At 62.7% G+C, this 19,855-nt stretch carries 19 protein-coding genes and 1 tRNA gene; 16 read left to right on the top strand and 4 right to left on the bottom strand.

Going from position 1 to position 19,855, the window contains the following annotated elements; translation table 11 throughout:
* Positions 1-139 precede the first annotated feature (139 nt).
* On the top strand, positions 140-1,189 hold the full coding sequence (locus NKI73_RS20750; protein WP_352632768.1) for a threonine aldolase family protein: 1,050 nt from the start codon (positions 140-142) through the stop codon (positions 1,187-1,189).
* Positions 1,190-1,252: 63 nt separating this feature from the next.
* Here the strand turns inward: NKI73_RS20750 and NKI73_RS20745 are convergent, their stop codons facing one another.
* On the bottom strand, positions 1,253-1,720 hold the full coding sequence (locus NKI73_RS20745; protein ID WP_109659260.1) for an Hsp20 family protein: 468 nt from the start codon (positions 1,718-1,720) through the stop codon (positions 1,253-1,255).
* Positions 1,721-2,198: 478 nt separating this feature from the next.
* Here NKI73_RS20745 and NKI73_RS20740 point away from each other — a divergent pair, with 478 nt between their 5' ends.
* The 4 genes from NKI73_RS20740 to NKI73_RS20725 all read left to right on the top strand — a co-directional run bounded on the left by NKI73_RS20740 (position 2,199) and on the right by NKI73_RS20725 (position 4,882).
* A complete protein-coding gene (locus NKI73_RS20740) occupies positions 2,199-3,176 on the top strand; it encodes an alpha/beta fold hydrolase (protein WP_352632767.1) in 978 nt (325 codons plus the stop codon).
* Between the two features lie 371 nt (positions 3,177-3,547).
* Positions 3,548-3,703, top strand: a complete 156-nt coding sequence (locus tag NKI73_RS20735; RefSeq protein ID WP_352632766.1) for a hypothetical protein — start codon at positions 3,548-3,550, stop codon at positions 3,701-3,703.
* Between the two features lie 3 nt (positions 3,704-3,706).
* A complete protein-coding gene (locus NKI73_RS20730) occupies positions 3,707-3,940 on the top strand; it encodes a YjiS-like domain-containing protein (RefSeq protein WP_352632765.1) in 234 nt (77 codons plus the stop codon).
* Between the two features lie 108 nt (positions 3,941-4,048).
* Complete coding sequence (locus tag NKI73_RS20725) at positions 4,049-4,882, top strand: helix-turn-helix transcriptional regulator (RefSeq protein ID WP_352632764.1); 834 nt, start codon at positions 4,049-4,051, stop codon at positions 4,880-4,882.
* Between the two features lie 27 nt (positions 4,883-4,909).
* Here the strand turns inward: NKI73_RS20725 and hisN are convergent, their stop codons facing one another.
* Both hisN and NKI73_RS20715 read right to left on the bottom strand, forming a co-directional pair.
* Positions 4,910-5,683, bottom strand: coding sequence for a histidinol-phosphatase (gene hisN / locus NKI73_RS20720; protein WP_352632763.1), 774 nt, complete (start codon positions 5,681-5,683; stop codon positions 4,910-4,912).
* A 394-nt stretch (positions 5,684-6,077) separates the two neighbouring features.
* Positions 6,078-7,019, bottom strand: a complete 942-nt coding sequence (locus tag NKI73_RS20715; protein WP_352632762.1) for an N-formylglutamate amidohydrolase — start codon at positions 7,017-7,019, stop codon at positions 6,078-6,080.
* 164 nt (positions 7,020-7,183) lie between these two features.
* Between NKI73_RS20715 and cpdR the strand changes: the two genes are divergently transcribed.
* Together cpdR and NKI73_RS20705 are read left to right on the top strand one after the other, a co-directional pair.
* Positions 7,184-7,546, top strand: a complete 363-nt coding sequence (gene cpdR, locus NKI73_RS20710) for a cell cycle two-component system response regulator CpdR (RefSeq protein ID WP_006199474.1) — start codon at positions 7,184-7,186, stop codon at positions 7,544-7,546.
* Between the two features lie 116 nt (positions 7,547-7,662).
* Positions 7,663-7,737 (top strand) — tRNA-Val (locus NKI73_RS20705).
* A gap of 339 nt (positions 7,738-8,076) precedes the next feature.
* Here the strand turns inward: NKI73_RS20705 and NKI73_RS20700 are convergent.
* The gene (locus tag NKI73_RS20700) at positions 8,077-9,231 is read right to left on the bottom strand and encodes a dihydrodipicolinate synthase family protein (RefSeq protein ID WP_352632761.1); all 1,155 of its coding nucleotides are present in this window, start codon (positions 9,229-9,231) and stop codon (positions 8,077-8,079) included.
* A 241-nt stretch (positions 9,232-9,472) separates the two neighbouring features.
* Here NKI73_RS20700 and NKI73_RS20695 point away from each other — a divergent pair, with 241 nt between their 5' ends.
* From NKI73_RS20695 to NKI73_RS20655, 9 genes are all read left to right on the top strand, one after another.
* Positions 9,473-10,531 carry a LacI family DNA-binding transcriptional regulator gene (locus NKI73_RS20695; RefSeq protein ID WP_352632760.1) on the top strand — a complete coding sequence of 353 codons (1,059 nt, stop codon included), beginning with the start codon at positions 9,473-9,475 and terminating at the stop codon, positions 10,529-10,531.
* Positions 10,528-11,544, top strand: a complete 1,017-nt coding sequence (locus NKI73_RS20690) for a Gfo/Idh/MocA family protein (RefSeq protein ID WP_352632759.1) — start codon at positions 10,528-10,530, stop codon at positions 11,542-11,544. The genes NKI73_RS20695 and NKI73_RS20690 overlap by 4 nt, the downstream gene beginning before the upstream one ends.
* On the top strand, positions 11,541-13,142 hold the full coding sequence (locus tag NKI73_RS20685) for an acyl CoA:acetate/3-ketoacid CoA transferase (protein ID WP_352632758.1): 1,602 nt from the start codon (positions 11,541-11,543) through the stop codon (positions 13,140-13,142). The genes NKI73_RS20690 and NKI73_RS20685 overlap by 4 nt, the downstream gene beginning before the upstream one ends.
* Positions 13,135-13,911: an enoyl-CoA hydratase/isomerase family protein gene (locus NKI73_RS20680; RefSeq protein ID WP_352632757.1), complete on the top strand. Its 777-nt coding sequence runs from the start codon at positions 13,135-13,137 to the stop codon at positions 13,909-13,911. Before NKI73_RS20685 ends, NKI73_RS20680 begins: the two co-directional genes overlap by 8 nt.
* A 9-nt stretch (positions 13,912-13,920) precedes the next feature.
* Positions 13,921-15,432 (top strand): aldehyde dehydrogenase family protein, encoded by a 1,512-nt coding sequence (locus tag NKI73_RS20675; protein WP_352632756.1) that lies wholly within the window; start codon positions 13,921-13,923, stop codon positions 15,430-15,432.
* Between the two features lie 58 nt (positions 15,433-15,490).
* Positions 15,491-16,744 (top strand): ABC transporter substrate-binding protein, encoded by a 1,254-nt coding sequence (locus NKI73_RS20670; RefSeq protein WP_352632755.1) that lies wholly within the window; start codon positions 15,491-15,493, stop codon positions 16,742-16,744.
* 89 nt (positions 16,745-16,833) lie between these two features.
* Positions 16,834-17,790, top strand: a complete 957-nt coding sequence (locus tag NKI73_RS20665; RefSeq protein ID WP_352632754.1) for a carbohydrate ABC transporter permease — start codon at positions 16,834-16,836, stop codon at positions 17,788-17,790.
* Positions 17,787-18,731: a carbohydrate ABC transporter permease gene (locus NKI73_RS20660; protein WP_352632753.1), complete on the top strand. Its 945-nt coding sequence runs from the start codon at positions 17,787-17,789 to the stop codon at positions 18,729-18,731. Before NKI73_RS20665 ends, NKI73_RS20660 begins: the two co-directional genes overlap by 4 nt.
* Positions 18,732-18,735: 4 nt before the next feature.
* A complete protein-coding gene (locus NKI73_RS20655) occupies positions 18,736-19,851 on the top strand; it encodes an ABC transporter ATP-binding protein (RefSeq protein ID WP_352632752.1) in 1,116 nt (371 codons plus the stop codon).
* Positions 19,852-19,855 lie beyond the last annotated feature (4 nt).

The raw sequence follows: 19,855 nt of genomic DNA, 5'->3' as shown, positions 1-19,855 counted from the left end.
TGCCTTGCCAGCTGACTGGCTTTACCGATTTTCCGACGTCTGGCCCCTTGCGATCAGCGCGCGAAACCGGTCAACTTCAGGCTGATTTCCCCAAAACCCGATTTCCCCAAAACCCGATTCCCAAGACATAGGCAGATGCATGTTCTTCGCTTCCGACAATTGGGCAGGCGCCCATCCCAATATCGTTGCCGGCCTGTCGGCCGTGGCCGGCGGCTTTTCCACCGCCTATGGCGACGGTGCGCTCGACCAGGTGGTCTATCAGCGCTTCAGCGAGATTTTCGAACGCGAGGTCGCGGTGTTCTTCGTCGCCACCGGCACGGCCGCCAACTCGCTGGCGCTGACCGCTTACAACAAGCCAGGCGGCATTTCCTTCGCCCACCGCGAATCGCATGTCATCGAGGACGAATGCGGCGCGCCGGTATATTTTTCCGGCGGCTCGCGCCTGCATGAGATCGATGGCGCGCTGGGCAAGATCGACCCGCACAATCTGGAAAGGACCATTGGCCGTTTCGCGTCCGAAATCGTCCATTGGGGACGTCCAATGGCTGTTTCGATCACCCAGTCGACCGAGGTCGGCACCATCTACGGGCTGAATGAGATCGAGACGATCTCGGCGATCGCCAAACGACATTCGGTGCCCCTGCACATGGATGGCGCCCGCTTCGCCAACGCGCTGGTCGCGCTCGAGACGACGCCAGCCGAAATGACCTGGAAACGCGGCGTCGACATCCTCTCCTTCGGCGGCACCAAGAATGGCTGCTGGTGCGCCGAGGCGATCGTGCTGTTCGATCTCGACCGCGCCAGGGAACTGGCCTTCCTGCGCAAGCGTGCCGCCCAGCTGTTTTCGAAATCGCGCTTCGTCGCGGCGCAGTTCGAGGCCTATTTCAGGGACGGCTTGTGGCTGGACACCGCCCGCCACGCCAACGCCATGGCCGCGCGCCTTGCCGCGGCGATCGAGGATTCGGCCACGGCCAAGCTGGCATGGCTGCCGCAGGCGAATGAGGTGTTCGCGGTGATGAAGAAGGACGAAGCCGAAAAGCTGCAGGCGGCGGGGGCTGCCTTCTACGACTGGCACAAGCCGTATGGCTTTGACGGCCACATCGGTGAGGACGAGTTGCTCTATCGCTTCGTCACCAGCTTCGCGACGACGGCCGACGAGGTCGATCGGTTCGGCCAGTTGATCGCTTGATGTCCCGGACAACAAAAAAGGCGGCGCCTTTCAGCGCCGCCTTTGCCTTGGGAGGCTATTGGTTTAGTTGGCGGTCTTTGCCTCGATCTGCTTGGCCTTGGCCGAAGACGCCGTAATGGCTATCTTGCGCGGCTTCAGCTCTTCGGGGATGTTTCGCTTGAGGTCGACGAAGAGCAGGCCGTTCTTCAGCGAAGCACCGACGACTTCGACGTGGTCGGCAAGCTGGAAGCGGCGCTCGAAAGCCCTCGAGGCAATGCCACGGTAAAGCAGTTCGGAGCCTTCGCCGGTGCCTTCGTCCTTGCGCTCACCTTTCACGGTCAACACATTGCGATGGGCTTCGATCGAGATTTCCTCGTCCGAGAAGCCGGCAACCGCCATCGAGATGCGATAGGAATCCTCGCCGGTGCGCTCGATGTTGTAGGGCGGATAGGTCTGCGCGCCATCCGGCTGCGCAAGCGAATCGAGCATGGTGAAGAGACGGTCGAAGCCGACGGTCGAACGATAGAGCGGGGAAAAATCAACGTGACGCATGAGGTGTTCTCCTGTTGAGCAACATGGTTTGCGTATGGCCGGCGCGAAACCCTTGAGCGGCGTTTCGGATGGACCAGCGGCCCCGACATTGGCGGCCGCATTAGACATTTGGGGAGCGCTCGAAAGCATTTCAAGATTTCGCCCAGCGGCAAAAGCCGTGCGGCTGGTTCTTGATGAACGGCAGATGAACCGACGCTTCGGCGCGCGTTCAGACAGCCGGCGCTAAAGTGCACTCCAGGATCAAGGACTGGCGGCGCCGATTGTACAATAGGCACCGCAACGAGGCCGACCGGGTGTTAACGTCCCTTCCTCCCGGATCGACAGAGGCCGGAAGCACGCTTTCAAGCGGCTTCCGGCCTTCCCCGTTGCAGCCTCCCGTCACCGGGAATTCCTTGGCTTTTTGCGCTTGGGCGTCTATCACCTTGGCGGAGCCGGCCAGCGCAGGCGGGCATGCGAGACGCCGAGCACGAAGCGCCGAATGACGGATCTTTTCACCGAGAACTCCCTTTTTCACGAAATTGAAGGCAATCCGCGGCCGGAAAACGCCACCGGTGGCTTCTTCACTACGCGTGACCGCAAGAATATCCGCTACGGCCTGTTCGGCGCGGTCGCTCGCCCGATGAGGGGCACCGTGGTCCTCCTCACCGGCCGCAACGAGTGCATCGAGAAATATTTCGAAACCATCCGCAACCTTGCCGATCGCGGCTTTGGCGTTGCTACCCTCGACTGGCGCGGCCAGGGCGATTCCGACCGGCTGATCCGTGATCGCCAGCGCGGCTATGTCCGGAGCTTCCGCGACTATACGGCGGACCTCGAACAGTTCTTCGAGGAGATCGTGCTGCCCGATTGCCGTGGGCCGTACTACATCCTGGCGCATTCGGCGGGCGCATTGATAACCCTCCTTGCCGTACCCTCGATGGTGAACCGTGTGCGGCGCATGGTGCTGATCGCGCCCTTCCTGACGCTGCCCGATCTGCCGGTCTCGATATCGACGGTTCGCCGCGTCTGTTCGCTATTTTGCGCTGTCGGCCTCGGCCGCCTATACGCCGCGTGGGGTCCGCGGCCGAAGGCAACGGCCCCCTTCGAGACCAACAAGCTGACGTCGGACCCGGAGCGCTATCGGCGCAACACACGAATTTACGAAGAGTACCCGCAACTGGCACTTGGCGGCCCCACGATCCGCTGGCTTAAGGCGGCCGCCGAGGCATCCGAAGCCGTCAGTGATCCCGACTTCATGGCTCGGATACAGGTTCCCTTGCTGATAATCGCCGCCGGCGCCGACCAGGTCGTCTCGACCAAGGCCGTGGAGGCCTACGCCAGGCGTCTGCGGCTCGGTTCGCTGCTGATGATCGACGGCTCCCGTCACGAAATCCTGCAGGAAGCCGACATCTACCGCGAGCAATTGCTCGCCGCTTTCGACGCCTTCATCCCAGGCTCTGACGATCCGACGGCCTGACGGACGCCGATTACCGGCTTACGCCCGACGGGCAAACCCCATGATCCAGTTGGTTCCCAAGCGGCGCCGCCATCCGCTGAAAAGGCCTGCTCCCGGCGCACGGACTGCTCTGTGATGCCTGACCACAGGAACCGGATCGGGCGCCCGTCGAAGACATCCTCGCACAGGAACGTGCCGTCGACGAACGCTCCGCGCATCTGGTTCCCCCTCTGCATTGCCCCTTCCATAGACGGCGCCTACTGACACCGCGTTGTCAGTTGCGTGAGCCAGCCAGCGGCCGCGGCACGCAAAGTGCTAAAGATTCTGACAGCCGCGTCGTTCCGGAATGCTCAATCTGCCCGCGTCGAACTGAACGCCATGGAGATGAGATCATGACCGAGAAAACCTGCGCTGCCTGCGATTGCCAGTTGGACGCCAACCCGATCCGCGTCAAGGTCGGCGGCAAGACCGTCGAAGTCTGCTGCGAGGAGTGCGCACTGGCGCTAAACGAAGCCGGCGCCTCCGCGGCCGGCACTAGTGAGGATTGAGCGATGCGTTCGGACCATACAGCAGCAATTCCGGCACGGGCGCCGACGATCCACACCGCAACCATGCGGCATTTCCTGAGTGTACAATTCATTGCGGCGGCCGGCTGGATCAACCGCCAGATGGAGAGACGCCGAAGCCGTCGCGCTTTGCTCGAAATGACCGACGACCAGCTCAAGGACATCGGTCTGTCGCGCGGCGAAGCCTACTCTGATTCTCTGCGCCGGCTGTGGGATTGAGGAGCGGCCTGTCTGGAAGTCTCCTGACAGGAACGGACGGGTCGATTGCGTAGAGTGCCCTCGCAAGGCCGGAACCATGTTTCGGCGCAAGGAAAGAGCTCAACGGCCATGTCACAATTCACCGTGCAAGCGCTTATGGACACCGGCACTGTCAGGGTGCGCGACGTCGTCTGCAGCGGCGAATGCCGGCACAGGGGCGAAGAGGAGTGCACGTCGGCCACGCACCTGGTGTTTCCCTACCGCGGCGTCTTCGTGCGCCATGTCGGCCGCAACGACGCCGTGGCCGAAGCCAATCAACTGCTGTTCTTCAACGAGGCCGAAGCCTATCAAATCAGCCATCCCGTGGAGGGCGGCGATTCCTGCCTCGATCTCGTCATCGAGGAGGCGCAGTTGCTTGAACTGGCGCCGAAGGAACAGTTGCGCATCGGCGGTGCCGCTCCAGCGTTTCGCCGCCAGCGCCGGCGCATCGACCCGCGAGCACAGGCTTTGGTGGCGTTGCTGCGCCACAGCCTGAGCCGCAAAATCGCCGAAACACTCGAGGCCGAAACCCTGGCACTGACGCTGGTTCGGCGCTCTCTTGGCGAGCGCACCTCGCATGTCGCCGGCGCCAGCGCTGGACGGCAGAAGCTGGTCGACCGCGCCAAGCTTGTGCTGTCCTCGGATCTGTCACGACGCTGGACACTGGCGGAAATTGCCGCCGAGGTCGGCGTCTCGCCGGTCTATCTGACGCAGGTCTTCCAGCAGGTCGAGGCCATGCCGCTCTATCGCTATCATCTGCGCCTGCGGCTGGCGAGTGCACTCGACCTGCTTGGCCGCTACGACAATCTCACGACACTGGGTATGGACCTTGGCTTCTCCAGCCACAGCCATTTCAGTTCCGCCTTCAGACAGGTTTACGGGCGCACGCCGGCCGAGTTCCAGCGCTCGATCAGGTCGCGCTGACGCAATTCCGAGAGAAGTGTGAAGCGGTCAGCCGCGTAGCGCTGCCATCGCGGCCGCATGAAGCTCTGGCGTCGCCGCTGCTAGCACATCGCCGCCATTTTCCGCCGGCCCGCCATCGAATGTGGTGACGACGCCACCGGCCTTCTCGATGATCGGGATCAGCGCGACGATGTCGTAGGGCTTCAATCCGGGATCGGCGACAATGTCGACGCTTCCCGAAGCGATCATGGCAAAGGCATAGCAATCGGCGCCGTAGCGGGCGAGCTGGATCTGCTTTTCGAACTGGTCGTAGCGATTGCGCGCCTCGCCCTTGAACAATGCCGGCGTGGTGGTGAACAGCGTCGCCTCGGCGAGTTTCGTCGTCTTGCGGGTTGTCAGTTTTCGCGGCCCACCCGGCCCCTCATAGTGGGAGCCCGAGGCGTTGGCGTAGAAGAGTTCGCCGGTGAAGGGTTGAGACATCATTCCGGCAACGGCGTCGCCGTCGACCGTCAGCCCGACCAGCGTCCCCCACACCGGCAGGCCGGAAATGAAGGCGCGCGTGCCGTCGATCGGGTCGATCACCCAGACATGCCGGCTCGAAATGTTCTCGCTGCCGTGTTCCTCACCCAGAATACCATGGTCGGGATACTGCGCTGAGATCAGCGCGCGGATGGCGCGCTCGGCCTCGTGATCGGCCTCGGTGACCGGGTCGAAACTGCCCTTTTCCTTGTTGGCCACAGCACCCTGGCTGCGAAAGCGCGGCAAGGTCTCCGCCGCCGCCGCCTGCGCGATGCGGCGCATGAAATCGATGCTGATGTCCAACTGATTCTCCCGCATTGCAGCATGCCCGAGCCGTGCTCTGCCGCCGATTTTATGCCAAAACAAGGGTATTCAACGATTTTTCCGTGACGACATCTGTTGCCCAGATGTCACACAAGCGTCGTCGAAACGCAATTTCCACATCAGAGTGAATTAAAAAAGCCTGAAGGTCGCTTGACATTTGTGCAGCGCACAATAACCTTAGCCTCGGACAGGTTCTCCTGTCCATGCCCTCCTTGGGCGTTTCCTCCCTAGACTTCGACCGTATCGTGCAAACGATGCGGTCTTTTTTTACGCCGCGATTTCCAATGCATGTCACCCAAAAGCATGCCTACGGGCCTGCCCCGAGGGTGCGCAGCGGTTTGGTGCAACGACACGCATGAAAACAAGGCGGATTTCACTCCGCGGCCAGTGGCAGGTCGATGAAATGATGGTCGGGCATCGACATCAGGTCGGCTGAAAATCGCGTCAAATCGTCGGCCAGCGCATCGAAGCCGGCTGCCTTCTCGAATGTCCGCTCGTTCATGTAGAGCCCGCGATTGACCTCGATCTGCAGCGCATGCAGATGACGCGCCGGGCGGCCGTAGTGTTCGGTGATGAAGCCGCCGGCGTAGGGTTTGTTGTGGGCGACCGTATAGCCCATGGCGGTGAGCAGGCCGATCGCGGTCTCGGTCAGGGCTGCGGTGGCCGAGATGCCGAAACGATCGCCGATGATGAAGTCGGGCCGCAGGCCGTTGTCGCCGACACGGATGCTCGCCGGCATCGAATGGCAATCGATCAGCACGGCGAAGCCGAAGCGCGCATGGGTTCTGGTCAAAAGCCGCTTCAGCGTCTCATGATAGGGCTTGTAGACGGCTTCGATGCGGGCAACGGCTTCGGCCAGCGGCAAGCGGCCGGGATAGATGTCGAGCCCCTCGCCGACCAGCTTCGGCACCGTGCCAAGTCCGCCGGCAACCCGCGCCGAGCGGATGTTGCAGAAGGACGGCACTGGCTCGGCGAACATGCGCGGATCGAGCTCCCACGGCTCGCGGTTGACGTCGAGATAGGCGCGCGGAAAATTCGCCGCCAGCATCGGTGCGCCGAGTGCGACGGCGCCGCCGAACAGCTCATCGACGTAACAGTCTTCCGACCGACGGATGGCGTTGCGGTCCAGCCTTGCCATGGCAAGGAAGCGTTCGGGATAGTAACGGCCGCTATGCGGTGAGTTGAAGAGGAAGGGAACGCGCTGCTCGGCGCCCGACCGGATTTCGAAGGGTGGAAAGACCGAAAAATCATCGGCTGCCGTCTTCAATTTGAACGAACCCGAAAACACCAGTGCATCATGATGTGAAGGTGCCACCTTGCTGGCCGCGTGTCCAGCATTTCAGCGGCCGCGCGCCGCCGGGCAAATATGGATCATCGCCCACCTCGTTCACTTGATGTTTACCCTCACCTCCTCATATACAGGATGGTTAACGGGCTTGCCCAACGGCAATCTCGAGCGGGTGATTCGGACGGGATATCATGGCACGCATTCTTCTGGCGGAAGACGACGACGATATGCGTCGGTTCCTCGTCAAGGCGCTTGAGCGCGCCGGTTACCAGGTCAGCGATTTCGACAATGGCGCCAGCGCCTATGAGCGGCTGCGCGAGGAGCCGTTCTCGCTGCTATTGACCGACATCGTCATGCCGGAGATGGACGGCATTGAGCTGGCACGCCGCGCCACCGAGATCGATCCTGATTTGAAAGTCATGTTCATCACCGGATTCGCCGCCGTTGCGCTGAACCCGGATTCCAAGGCGCCGAAAGACGCCAAGGTGCTGTCGAAGCCGTTCCATCTGCGCGATCTCGTCAACGAGGTCGAGAAGATGCTTCAGGCAGCCTGAGCCGCTTTCCAAGCGAGGCGCCGCACCTCTTCGCCGCTGCGGCGAGACGACGCCTTCTTTCCTTTTTCCTGCTATTGACGCGCTGGATCAAAAATGGTGTATGCGCGGCTTCGGATGGGCGTGTAGCTCAGCGGGAGAGCACTGCATTGACATTGCAGGGGTCACAGGTTCAATCCCTGTCACGCCCACCATCCAACCCAGACAATCGGACTTAGATCGACGTCCCGGCCGGCTCGCCAGAGTTGGACAATGTCGTTCGCTCCAAGGGAAGCTGGCGGTGAGCTTTTCGAGCGCAACGCGCCCGTCCGGGCGGTGACCGGTACGGGCCACGGTCGATCAGATCATTCGCGCCTCGGGAGAAATTGGGTCAAAAGAAATTGCCTACCCGCAAATTATTCCGTGCTCGCGCGACGACGGAAGGGCTGATGAGACCTCTATGCGCGCAAGCCATCATTTGAGACAGGCTCGGCGTTCGCGTGACAGCAAGTCCCATACGACCGGCTGCTTCGAGGGCCAGCCTCGTCGCGGACCTAGACGCCCGCCACGGCGCAAAGATTCTTCATCCTGGCAACCGCCAGGTCCGGATCGGCCAGCAACCCTGCCTGGTCGGCAAGGCGGAATACATCGGCATAGTGACGGATGCCGCGCGCCGACTGCATGCCTCCGACCATCGCAAAATGATCCTGATGGCCGTTCAGCCAGGCCATGAAGACGATGCCGGCCTTGTAATATTCGGTCGGCGCCTCGAAGATTTTTCGCGATAGCGGCACGGTCGGCGCCATCAAGGCGTCATAGCCGGCGCAGTCCCCATCCGCCAGTTTCGCCAGTGCTGCATTGGCGACCGGTGCGATGGCGTCGAAAATGCCGAGCAGCGCATGCGAATACCTTTGCCCGTCGCCGGCGATCAGTTCGGGGTAGTTGAAGTCGTCACCGGTGAACATGACGACGCCATCCGGCAGGCGATTTCTGAGCGCGACCTCCTTGCCGGCATCGAGCAGCGAGATTTTTATCCCTTCCACCTTGTCGGAGTGGCGTTCGATGATGGCGACGACGGTGTCGAGCGCGGCCTCGAAATCGCTGCTGCCCCAGTAGCCCTCGAGCGCCGGATCGAACATGTCGCCCAGCCAATGCAGGATGACTTTGCCGGAGGCCTGGCCGAGGATGCGGTCGTAAACATGCACATAGTCATCCGGGCCCTTGGCTGTCGCCGCGAGCGCCCGGCTGGCCATCATGATCGCCTTGCCGCCCAGCCCTTCGATGAAAGCGAACTGCTGCTCATAGGCGGTGATCACGTCATCAAGCGTCCTGGCAGCGGCCGGCGCCAGATGGTCGGTGCCAGCGCCCGAGGCTAGGTCGGCGCCATCGACGGTACGCGCCTCGGCGATCGAGCGGCGGATCAATTCCTGCGCATTTGTCCAGTCGAAACCCATGCCACGCTGCGACGTGTCCATCGCCTCGGCGATGCGGAAGCCGAGCCGCCACAGATGGTGCCGGAACGCCATCGTCCTGTCCCAGTCGACCACCGGCCCGGACCACGGATCGGTCATCGCAAGCGGATCGGCAACGACGTGCGCGGCGGCATAGGCAATGCGCGAAAACCGCGCGCCGATCACCGGCTGCACCGGCTGGCCGGCAAGCGTATAGCGGGCGCTGCGGCCATTCTCACCAGGCAAGGAAATGTCCATCGAGCTCTCCCTTTGCCGCGCCTATAAATGGAACGTTCCAATAAATCAAGAACCTTTAAAATTCAGAGTTCATTCACAGGCAAATGCTGCATCGCAGCACGGAAAGCCTTGCAGGCTATGCCATTTGAGTACGCACAATTGATTTTTTCGGCTGAGAAGAAATCTGGATTGACTCGGGATCGAACCGATGATTAGAACGTTCCAATAAAACTTGATCACAAAGTTGGGAGGGTGCATCTCGATGGCCAGCCGGGCCAAGGCGACGATATTCGACATCGCCCGTGAAGCAGGCGTGTCCAAATCGACGGTATCGCTCGTGCTCCAGGGCAGCGGGCTGATCCGGCCTGAGACCGCAAGCAAGGTGCGCAAGGCGATCGAGGATGTCGGTTACGTCTACAACCGCGGCGCCGCCAATCTGCGCAAGGCTCACTCCAACGTCATCGGCATGGTCATCAACGATCTCACCAATCCTTTCTTCGCAGAACTGGCGGTCGGCATGGAGCGCGTCTTCCAGTCGGCCGGCATCGTGCCGTTCATCGCCAACACGGCGGAAAATCCGGTGCGCCAGGAAGAAGTTCTGAAATCGCTGATGGAGCAAGGCGTCGCCGGCCTCATCGTGTCGCCGGCCCGCGGCACGACGCCGGGCGCCTTCCGCAGGATCGAGACGGCGGGCCTGCCGGTGGTCTTCGCCATGCGCCGGCTACCGGAAAGCCGCATTCCCGTGATCGCACCCGACAATCATCGCGGGGCTTATCTCGCCACCGCTCATCTGATCGGCAAGGGACATCGCCGGCTGGTCTTCTTCGGCGGCTCGTCCGATCTGGTGGTCTATCACGAGCGGCTTGGCGGATTTCGCGAAGCCTGTGAGACGCAGGGCATCGCCGCCCGCGACGCACTTGTCGTCGAAGGCGAGACCAGCCGCAGAGGTGGTATCGCGTGCCTGGAGACCGCTCTCGCGATGGCTGAGCCGCCGACCGCGGCACTCTGCTTCAACGACGCCGTCGCCTTTGGCGCCATGCTGGCGCTGCGCAAGCGCGGACTTGAGCCGGGCGCGGATTTCGCCGTCGTCGGCTTCGACGACGTGGCCGAGGCCGAGCACTATATGCCGGCTCTGACCAGCGTCGCGGTGGACTCGGCGGGCCTCGGCGAACGCGCCGCCCATGTCATGCTGAAAATGATCCAGTCGCGCACCACCCGCGCCGAAGACCATATCGGCGCGGTCAATCTCGTGGTCAGGGAAAGCTGCGGCCCGGATCGCCGCGCTCGAAACAGGCCCGCGGGTTCGGGGGACGCGGCATGAGCGTCAAATGGGGCTTGATCGGCGCCAGCACGATCGCCAGACAGTTCATGATCGACGCCATCCGTGCGCAAGGCGATGGTGAGATCGCGGCGGTGATGAGTTCCAGCCCCGAGCGCGCCACCGCCTATGCCGGGGAAAACAACATTCCGCTTGCTGTCTCGACGCTTGATGCCCTACTCGGCGCCGACATCGACGCCGTCTACATCTCGACCACCAACGAATTGCATCTCGAACAGGCGCTCGCCGCCATCAAGGCGGGAAAGCACGTACTGTGCGAAAAGCCGCTGGCGCTAAGCAGCGCCGATGCGCGCACGATGGTCGCTGCCGCCAGGGCTGCCGGCATCGTGCTCGGCACCAACCATCATCTGCGCAATGCCGGCGCGCACCGCACCATGCGCGAGGCGATCGCCGCCGGCCGCATCGGCAAGCCGATCGCCGCGCGCGTCTTCCATGCCGTCTATCTGCCTGAGAATCTGCAGGGCTGGCGCATTGCCAAACCCGAAGCAGGCGGCGGCGTGGTGCTCGATATCACCGTGCATGACGCTGACACGCTGCGTTTCGTGCTCGGCGACGATCCGGTCGAGGTTTCCTGCTTCACGCAGTCGGCCGGCATGGCCGGCAGCGGGCTGGAGGATGGCGCCATGTGCATCTGGCATTTCAAATCGGGTGTCATTGCGCAGTCGCATGAGGGCTTCACCACCAAATTCGCCGGCACCGGCTTCGAGGTGCACGGCTCGGAAGGCTCGCTGATCGCCAGCAATGTGATGACTCAGAAGCCGATCGGCTTGGTGCTGCTGCGCACGGCAGCAGGCGAAGAGGAATTGAGCTTCGACCGCGAGGATCTTTATGCGCGCTCCGTGCGCCAGTTCCATGCTGCGATCCATGGCGAGGGCCAGCCAGCCGCCACCGGCGAGGACGGCATCTGGTCGCTGGCTTCGGCTGAAGCGGCATTGCAATCGGCCAGCTCCGGCAGGGCCGTCAAGATCGACCCGAAACTCGGGAGCATGAATTGAACAAGGTCGTTTCCGCATCTGAAGCCGCAATCCTGATCAAGGACGGCATGGTCGTGTCGGTGTCCTCGTCAAGCGGCCTCGGCTGCCCGGACGCCGTGCTGGCAGCCATCGGCGAGCGCTTCGATAGCGAAGGCCATCCGAAGAACATCACTACGCTGCACCCGATCGCCGCCGGCGACATGTATGGCATCAAGGGCATTGACCATCTGGCCAAGCCCGGCCTGCTGAAGCGCACTTTGTGCGGCTCCTATCCGTCCGGCCCCTCCTCTTCCGAACCGCCGCAGATCTGGAAGATGATCGGCGACAATTCGGTCGCCGCGTACAACGTGCCATCCGGCATCCTGTTCGACATGCACCGCGAGGCAGCCGCCAAGCGGCCGGGCGTGCTGACCAAGGTCGGTCTCGACACCTTCGCCGACCCCCGCCACCAGGGCTGCGCCATGAACGCCGCCGCCAGCGAGCCGATCGTATCGGTGCAGCAGTTCGACGGCGAGGAATGGCTCTATTTCCGCTCGATCGTGCCTGATGTTTCGATCATCCGCGCCACCACGGCGGACGAGCGCGGCAACCTCACATACGAGCATGAGGGCGCCTATCTCGGCGGCCTCGAACAGGCGCTGGCTGCCCGCAACAATGGCGGCGTCGTCATCGCGCAGGTCAAGCGCGTCGTCGAGAACGGCACGCTGAAGCCGCATGACGTACGCGTGCCCGGCGTGCTGGTCGACCATGTCGTCGTTGCGCCCGACCAGTTGCAGACCACGCTGACGCCTTACGATCCGGCAATCTCGGGCGAGATCTTCCGGCCGCTGTCGAGTTTCCGCAATGCCGAGATGAATGTCCAGAAGGTGATCGCGCGCCGCGTCGCCATGGAACTGCGCGACGGCATGGCCGTCAACATCGGCTTCGGCATTTCCGCCAATGTGCCGCGCATCCTGCTCGAGGAAGGCCAGCACGGCAAGGTCACCTGGGTCATCGAACAGGGCGCGGTCGGCGGCGTGCCGCTGCTCGACTTCAAGTTCGGCTGCTCGTCGAATGCCGACGCCTTCATGCCCTCGCCGCACCAGTTCATCTATTTCCAGGCCGGCGGCTTCGATGCGTCACTGCTGTCCTTCCTGCAGATCGACCGCCATGGCTCAGTCAATGTCTCGAAGCTTTCGGCGCGGCCGCATGTGACGGCTGGCGCAGGCGGCTTTGTCGACATCACCGCGCGGGCGAAGAAGATCGTCTTCTCCGGCTTCTTCAACGCCGGCGCCAAGCTCTCATTGGCCGATGGCGGCATCCGCATCGACCACGAGGGCAAGGTCAAGAAGGTGGTCGCGGAGGTCGAGCACATCTCGTTTTCGGGCAAGCGGGCGGTCGCGCAGGGGCAAGACATCACCTATGTCACCGAGCGCTGCGTGATGAAGCTGACGCCGGAAGGTCTGGTGGTAACTGAACTCGCACCCGGCATCGATCTACAGCGCGATGTAATGGCGCAATCGGAAATTCCGTTGGGCTTCGCCAAGGATCTCAAGACGACCCCGGAAGCGCTCTATCGCGACCAGCCGATCGGCCTGTCGCTGGATGGCGGCGCCTCGCTTGGAGGCGCGCATGGCTGAACCTCTCGTCACCTTCGAGCAGGATGGCGCCATCGGCATCGTCACGCTGCGCCGGCCGGAGAAATTCAACGCACTCGACATCCCGATGCTGCGCGCGCTGGAGACGGCGCTCGACGCGGCTGAGGACGAGGACGGCGTGCGTGTCGTGCTGCTGCGCGGCGAAGGCAAGGGCTTTTGCGCCGGCGGCGATGTCGAGGCATGGGCGCAGATGAGTGCGGCCGATTTCCAGGTGCAATGGGTGCGCTACGGCCACCGTGTCTTCGACCGGCTGGCGCGGCTGCGGCAGCCGACCATCGCCGTACTGTCCGGCCATGCGCTGGGCGGCGGGCTGGAACTGGCCGTGGCTTGCGATTTCCGCGTCGCGGAAACACAGGTGAAATTGGGCTTCCCCGAAACCTCGATCGGCGTCGTTCCGGGCTGGTCCGGCACGCAGCGCGCCGTGCGCCGCTTCGGTGCGCAGACAGTGCGTCGCATGGCGTTGGGCGGCGAAATCTTTCTCGCGCCCGAAGCACTGGCCCTGGGTTTGGTCGACCGGGTGGTCGAAACCGGCAAGGCACACGACGAAGCCAAGGCATGGGGAGAAAAGATCGCTGAGCGCGGACCACTGGCGACGGAAGCCGCCAAATTGATGATCGCGGTCGCTGAAGGCGAGGAAAGTGCCGCTGCCACGGAAGCGCTGGCCAGCGGCTTCATCGCCTTGACGAGCGACCTCAAGGCCGGTGTCGGCGCTTTCAAGACCAAGCAGAAGCCGGCCTTTTCGAGATCCTAGAGGAAACCCATGAACGCACCCCTCAAGATTTCCATGCCGGCCGAGGCGTCCGCAGCGCCGAAGGCGTACAAGCTGCTGATCGACGGCAAGCATGTCGATGCCCGTGACGGCCGCACGATTGCGCGCCAGAGCCCCGGCCACGGCTTCACCGTCTCGCACTATGCCCAGGCCGGCGAGGCCGAAGTGGAAGCTGCGGTGCAGGCTGCTCATAAGGCGTTCGAAACCGGCCCGTGGCCGCGCATGAAAGCGGCCGAACGGGCCGCGATCTTGCTCAAGGCGGCTGACCTGATCGAGACGCGGCTGGAGGAGATCGCCCGGCTCGACGCGCTGGAGTCCGGCAAGCCGATCGCCCAGGCGCGCGGCGAGATTGGCGGTGCCGTCGACATCTGGCGCTATGCCGCCTCGCTCGCCCGCACGCTGCACGGCGAATCCTACGCCAATCTCGGCGATGACATGCTGGGCGTCGTGCTGCGCGAACCGATCGGCGTCGTTTCGATCATCACGCCGTGGAATTTTCCCTTCCTGATCGTCAGCCAGAAGCTGCCCTTCGCGCTCGCCGCCGGCTGCACGGCGGTGGTCAAGCCGAGCGAGATGACCTCGGCCTCGACCTTCGTGCTCGGCGATATCCTGATGCAGGCCGGGCTGCCCGCCGGTGTCGTCAACATCCTTGCAGGTCTCGGCGCCGCCCGCCGCGCCCCGATGGTCAGTCATCCCCTGGTTGAGATGGTGTCGTTCACCGGCTCCACCCGCGTCGGCAAGATGACGATGGCCTCGGCAGCGCAGTCGCTGAAGAAAGTCTCGATGGAACTCGGTGGCAAGAACGGCCAGATCGTCTTCCCCGACGCCGACCTCAAGGCTGCCGCCGACGCGGCGGTGTTCGGCGGCTTCTTCAATGCCGGCGAATGCTGCAATGCCGGCAGCAGGTTGATCGTGCATGAGGCGATCGCCGATGATTTTCTCGATGCCGTCAAGGCGCTCACCGCCAGGGTGACGATCGGCGATCCGCTCGATGACCAGACCAAGGTCGGCGCGATGATCTCATCCGATCACCTGGCCAAGGTGGCAGGTTACGTTGCGGCAGCCGCAACCGAAGGCAGCAGCGTCTACAGCGGCGGCAAGCAGCTGGCCTCCAATGCCGGCCAATACCTCGATCCCACCATCATCCGCGATGTCACCGAAGAGATGGCCATAGCGCGCGAGGAAGTTTTCGGCCCGGTGCTCTCGGTGCTGACCTTTGAATCGATTGAAAGGGCGTTGCACATCGCCAACAACACGCCCTATGGTTTGTCGGCGGGCGTGTGGAGCGCCAGCATCGACACTTGCATGTTGGTGGCGCGTGGCGTGCGTTCGGGGACCGTCTGGGTGAACACATTCATGGAAGGTTATCCCGAGCTTCCCTTTGGGGGTTACAAGCAGTCCGGTATCGGACGCGAACTCGGCAAACGCGCCGTCGAGGACTATACCGAAGAAAAGACAATCCAGTTTCACCGCGGCCAACGCACCGGATGGTGGGTCGGCTGAGTTGAGAAGAACCCGGTGGGCTTCCACCGGTCGTGTAATGCAACAAGGGAGGAAGTACATGTTGCGCAAACTGCTTATCGGAACGGCTCTCGCATCCGGTCTGGCTTTCGCGGCTCATGCCGAGGACGTCAAGGAAGTCCAGATGCTGCATTGGTGGACATCGGGCGGCGAAGCGGCTGCTCTCAACGTCCTCAAGGGTGACCTGGCCAAGGAAGGTTACGCCTGGAAAGACGTGCCGGTGGCCGGCGGTGGCGGCGACGCTGCCATGACGGCGCTGAAGGCAATGGTCGCGGCCGGCAATTACCCGACCGCCTCGCAGATGCTCGGCTACACCGTGCTCGACTATGCCGCTGCCGGCGTCATGGGCGACCTGACCGAGACGGCGAAGAAGGAAGGCTGGGACAAGTCCGTTCCGGCCGCCCTGCAGAAGTTCTCGGTCTATGAAGGCAAATGGGTCGCGGCTCCGGTCAACGTCCACTCGGTCAACTGGCTGTGGATCAACAAGGCCGTCATGGACAAGATCGGCGGCACCGAGCCGAAGACCTTCGACGACTTCGTTGCCCTGCTCGACAAGGCCAAGGCGGCAGGCGTGATCCCGCTCGCTCTCGGCGGCCAGAACTGGCAGGAAGCCACCATGTTCGACTCCGTCGTGCTGTCGACCGGCGGACCTGAATTCTACAAGAAGGCCTTCAACGACCTTGACGACGAGTCTCTCAAGTCCGACACGATGAAGAAGTCGTTCGACAACCTCGCCAAGCTCGTCACCTATGTCGACCCGAACTTCTCGGGCCGCGACTGGAACCTTGCAACCGCCATGGTCATCAAGGGCGATGCCCTTGTGCAGGTCATGGGCGACTGGGCCAAGGGCGAGTTTAACGCCGCTAAGAAAACGCCTGGCACGGACTTCCTGTGCTATCGCTTCCCGGGCACCGAAGGTTCGGTAGTCTACAACTCCGACATGTTCGGCATGTTCAACGTTCCGGACGACCGCAAGGCCGCCCAGGTCGCATTGGCCACCGCCACCCTGTCGAAGAGCTTCCAGTCGGCTTTCAACGTCGTCAAGGGTTCGGTTCCCGCCCGTACCGACGTTCCGGACACGGACTTCGACGCTTGCGGCAAGAAGGGCATCGCCGACCTGAAGGCAGCCAACGAAGGCGGCACGCTGTTCGGCTCGCTGGCCCAGGGCTATGGCGCGCCTCCGGCGGTCGCCAATGCCTACAAGGATGTCGTCTCCAAGTTCGTCCATGGTCAGATCAAGACCTCGGACGAGGCCGTGACCGAACTGGTCAAGGCCATCGACGACGCCAAGTAAGCGCCACACAAGAAAACGCCTTCCCCGCCCCGGTGGGGAAGGCTCCGATCCGCGAAGCCGGTTGGTCGCGCGTCGACGGGAGGAGCCTCATGAGCACGGTAGCGACAAGCCAGATCAAGCTGACGCCGGAGCACGCACGCCCGGGCGCCTCGGTGCGCTCGCGCCTGCAGGACGCCTTGCCCAAGATCGTGCTGGCACCGAGCTTTGCCATCACCATCGTCTTCGTCTACGGTTTCATCCTGTGGACGATCTATCTGTCCTTCACCAATTCCAAGACCTTCCCGTCCTATGCCATCACCGGCTCGCGTGCTTATCAGCGGCTGTGGGGCTGGACCTTCGACACCGACCCGCCATCAAGCTGGTACACGTCGATCACCAACGTGGGCATTTTCGGTTTTCTCTACATCTTCATCTGCCTGGCGCTCGGCCTGTTCCTGGCCATCCTGCTCGACCAGAAGATCCGCGGCGAAGGCGTGCTGCGGCCGATCTATCTCTATCCGATGGCGCTGTCCTTCATCGTCACCGGGGTTGCCTGGAAATGGTTCCTCGATCCCGGCCTCGGCCTCGAGCAGACCTTGCATCAATGGGGTTGGACGAGCTTCCATTTCGACTGGATCAAGAACAAGGATTTCGTCATCTACACGGTGGTCATCGCCGGTGTCTGGCAGGCCTCGGGCTTCATCATGGCGATGTTCCTGGCCGGTCTGCGCGGCATCGACGGCGAGATCATGAAGGCGGCGCAGATCGATGGCGCCACCACCTTCCAGCTCTACCGCCGCATCGTCATCCCGCTGCTGCGGCCGATCTTCCTGTCGGCCTTCATCGTGCTCGCGCACCTCGCCATCAAGTCGTATGACCTTGTCGTGGCGCTGACCAGCGGCGGCCCCGGCGGCTCGGCCTGGCTGCCCTCTAATTTCATGTACGAGTACACCTTCAAGCGCAACGAGATGGCCGTCGGCTCGGCCAGCGCCGTGATCATGCTGATGACCATCGTCGCCATCATCGTGCCCTATCTCTATTCGGAACTCAGGGAGAAGCCGCGATGAGCGCCGTCACCACTCCCGCCCGTCAGGCCTCAGGCGGCGTCAACGTCAAGCTCATCAACCGCATCGTCATCTACGGGCTCTTGGCGCTGTTTGCGCTGTTCTACCTGATGCCGCTGTTCGTCATGCTGGTGACCTCCTTCAAGACCATGGAAGAGATCCAGAACGGCAACATGCTGGCGCTGCCGCAAGCGCCGACCTTCGACCCATGGATAAAGGCGTGGAGCGAAGTTTGCTCGGGCCTGACCTGCGTCGGCATGAAGGGCTATTTCTGGAACTCGATCAAGATGGTGGTTCCGGCAGTCATCATCTCGACCCTGCTCGGCGCGCTCAACGGCTATGTGCTGACAAAATGGCGCTTTCGCGGGGCGACGCTGGTGTTCGGGCTGATGCTGTTTGCCTGCTTCATCCCGTTCCAGTCGGTGCTGTTGCCGATGGCGACCATCCTTGGCAGCATCGGCCGTTTCGGCGTGACTTTGCAGAATGCGATCGGAACGAGCTTCGGCCTCGGTAATTCGACAGTCAACCTGGTCTTCGTCCACGTTGTCTACGGCATCGGCTTCACCACGCTGTTCTTCCGCAACTACTACGAGGCGTTCCCAACCGAACTGGTCAAGGCGGCGCAGGTCGACGGGGCAAGCTTCTTCCAGATCTTCCGGCGCATCATGCTGCCCAACTCACTGCCGATCATCGTGGTGACGGTGATTTACCAGTTCACCAACATCTGGAACGACTTCCTGTTTGCCTCCGCCTATGCCGGCTCCGGCGACGTGATGCCGATGACGGTGGCGCTCAACAACGTCGTCAACACGTCGACCGGCGTCGTCGAATACAACGTCAACATGGCCGCCGCGATGATCGCGGCACTGCCCACCCTTCTCGTCTATGTGCTCGCCGGCCGCTACTTCGTGCGCGGTCTCATGGCTGGCGCCGTCAAAGGATAATCTGATGGCTTTTCTGGAAATTGATGGTCTGAGAAAGCGCTTCGGCCAGGTGGAGATCCTCAAGGGGATCGATGTCGAGCTTGAGAAAGGCGGCTTCCTAGTGCTGGTCGGCCCGTCCGGCTGCGGCAAGTCCACGCTTCTCAACACCATCGCCGGACTGGAAACAATCACTTCGGGCGAAATTCGTGTCGATGGCCGCACCATCAATGATCTGCATCCCTCGAAGCGCGACATCGCCATGGTGTTCCAAAGCTATGCGCTCTACCCGAACATGACGGTGGCCGGAAACATCTCCTTCGGCATGGAGATGCGCGGCGTGCCGGCGGCGGAGCGCCAGAAGGCGATCGACAAGGTGGCGAAGGTCTTGCAGATCGGCCACCTGCTGCAGCGCAAGCCGAGCCAGCTTTCCGGCGGTCAACGACAGCGCGTCGCTATGGGCCGGGCGCTGGTGCGCGACCCCAAACTGTTCCTGTTCGACGAGCCGCTCTCCAACCTCGACGCCAAGCTGCGCGTCGATATGCGCATCGAGATCAAGCGCCTGCACGCCACCACCGGCACCACCATCGTCTACGTCACCCACGACCAGATCGAGGCGATGACGCTGGCGACCAAGATTGCTGTCATGCGCGACGGCGAGGTACAGCAGTTCGGCACTCCGGCCGAAATCTACAACAACCCGACCAATCTGTTCGTCGCCGATTTCATGGGCTCGCCGGCGATGAACCTGATCCCGGCAACGATCGGCGCCAATGGCAACGCGCTGTCCGTCGTGCTCCAGCGCGAGGCGCGCGAGCCGATCAACCTGCCGATGGCCAATGCACCGACCGGCCTATCGGCATTCCAGGGCAAGCCGATCATCTTCGGCGTCCGTCCTGAAGCGCTGACCGACCCGGAAGGCGCCGAACGCAACGCCTCGAACATCGCCACCGCCGACTGTCATATCGAGGTCGTCGAACCTGCAGGCTCCGACACCTTCGCCGTCACCAATCTCGGCGGCAAGGGCGTGGTGGCGCGGCTGCGTGCCGACGCCAACATCCAGCCGGGCACCAACACGCCGCTCGCCTTCAACCTGACAAAGGCTGTGTTCTTCGATCCGGCGACCGAGAGCCGCATTCGCTGACGGC

The organism is Mesorhizobium sp. M0496 (assembly GCF_040321205.1).
GTDB lineage: Bacteria > Pseudomonadota > Alphaproteobacteria > Rhizobiales > Rhizobiaceae > Mesorhizobium.
The sequence above is the reverse complement of the archived record's forward strand: the minus strand, read 5'-3'. Positions and strand labels throughout refer to the sequence as shown.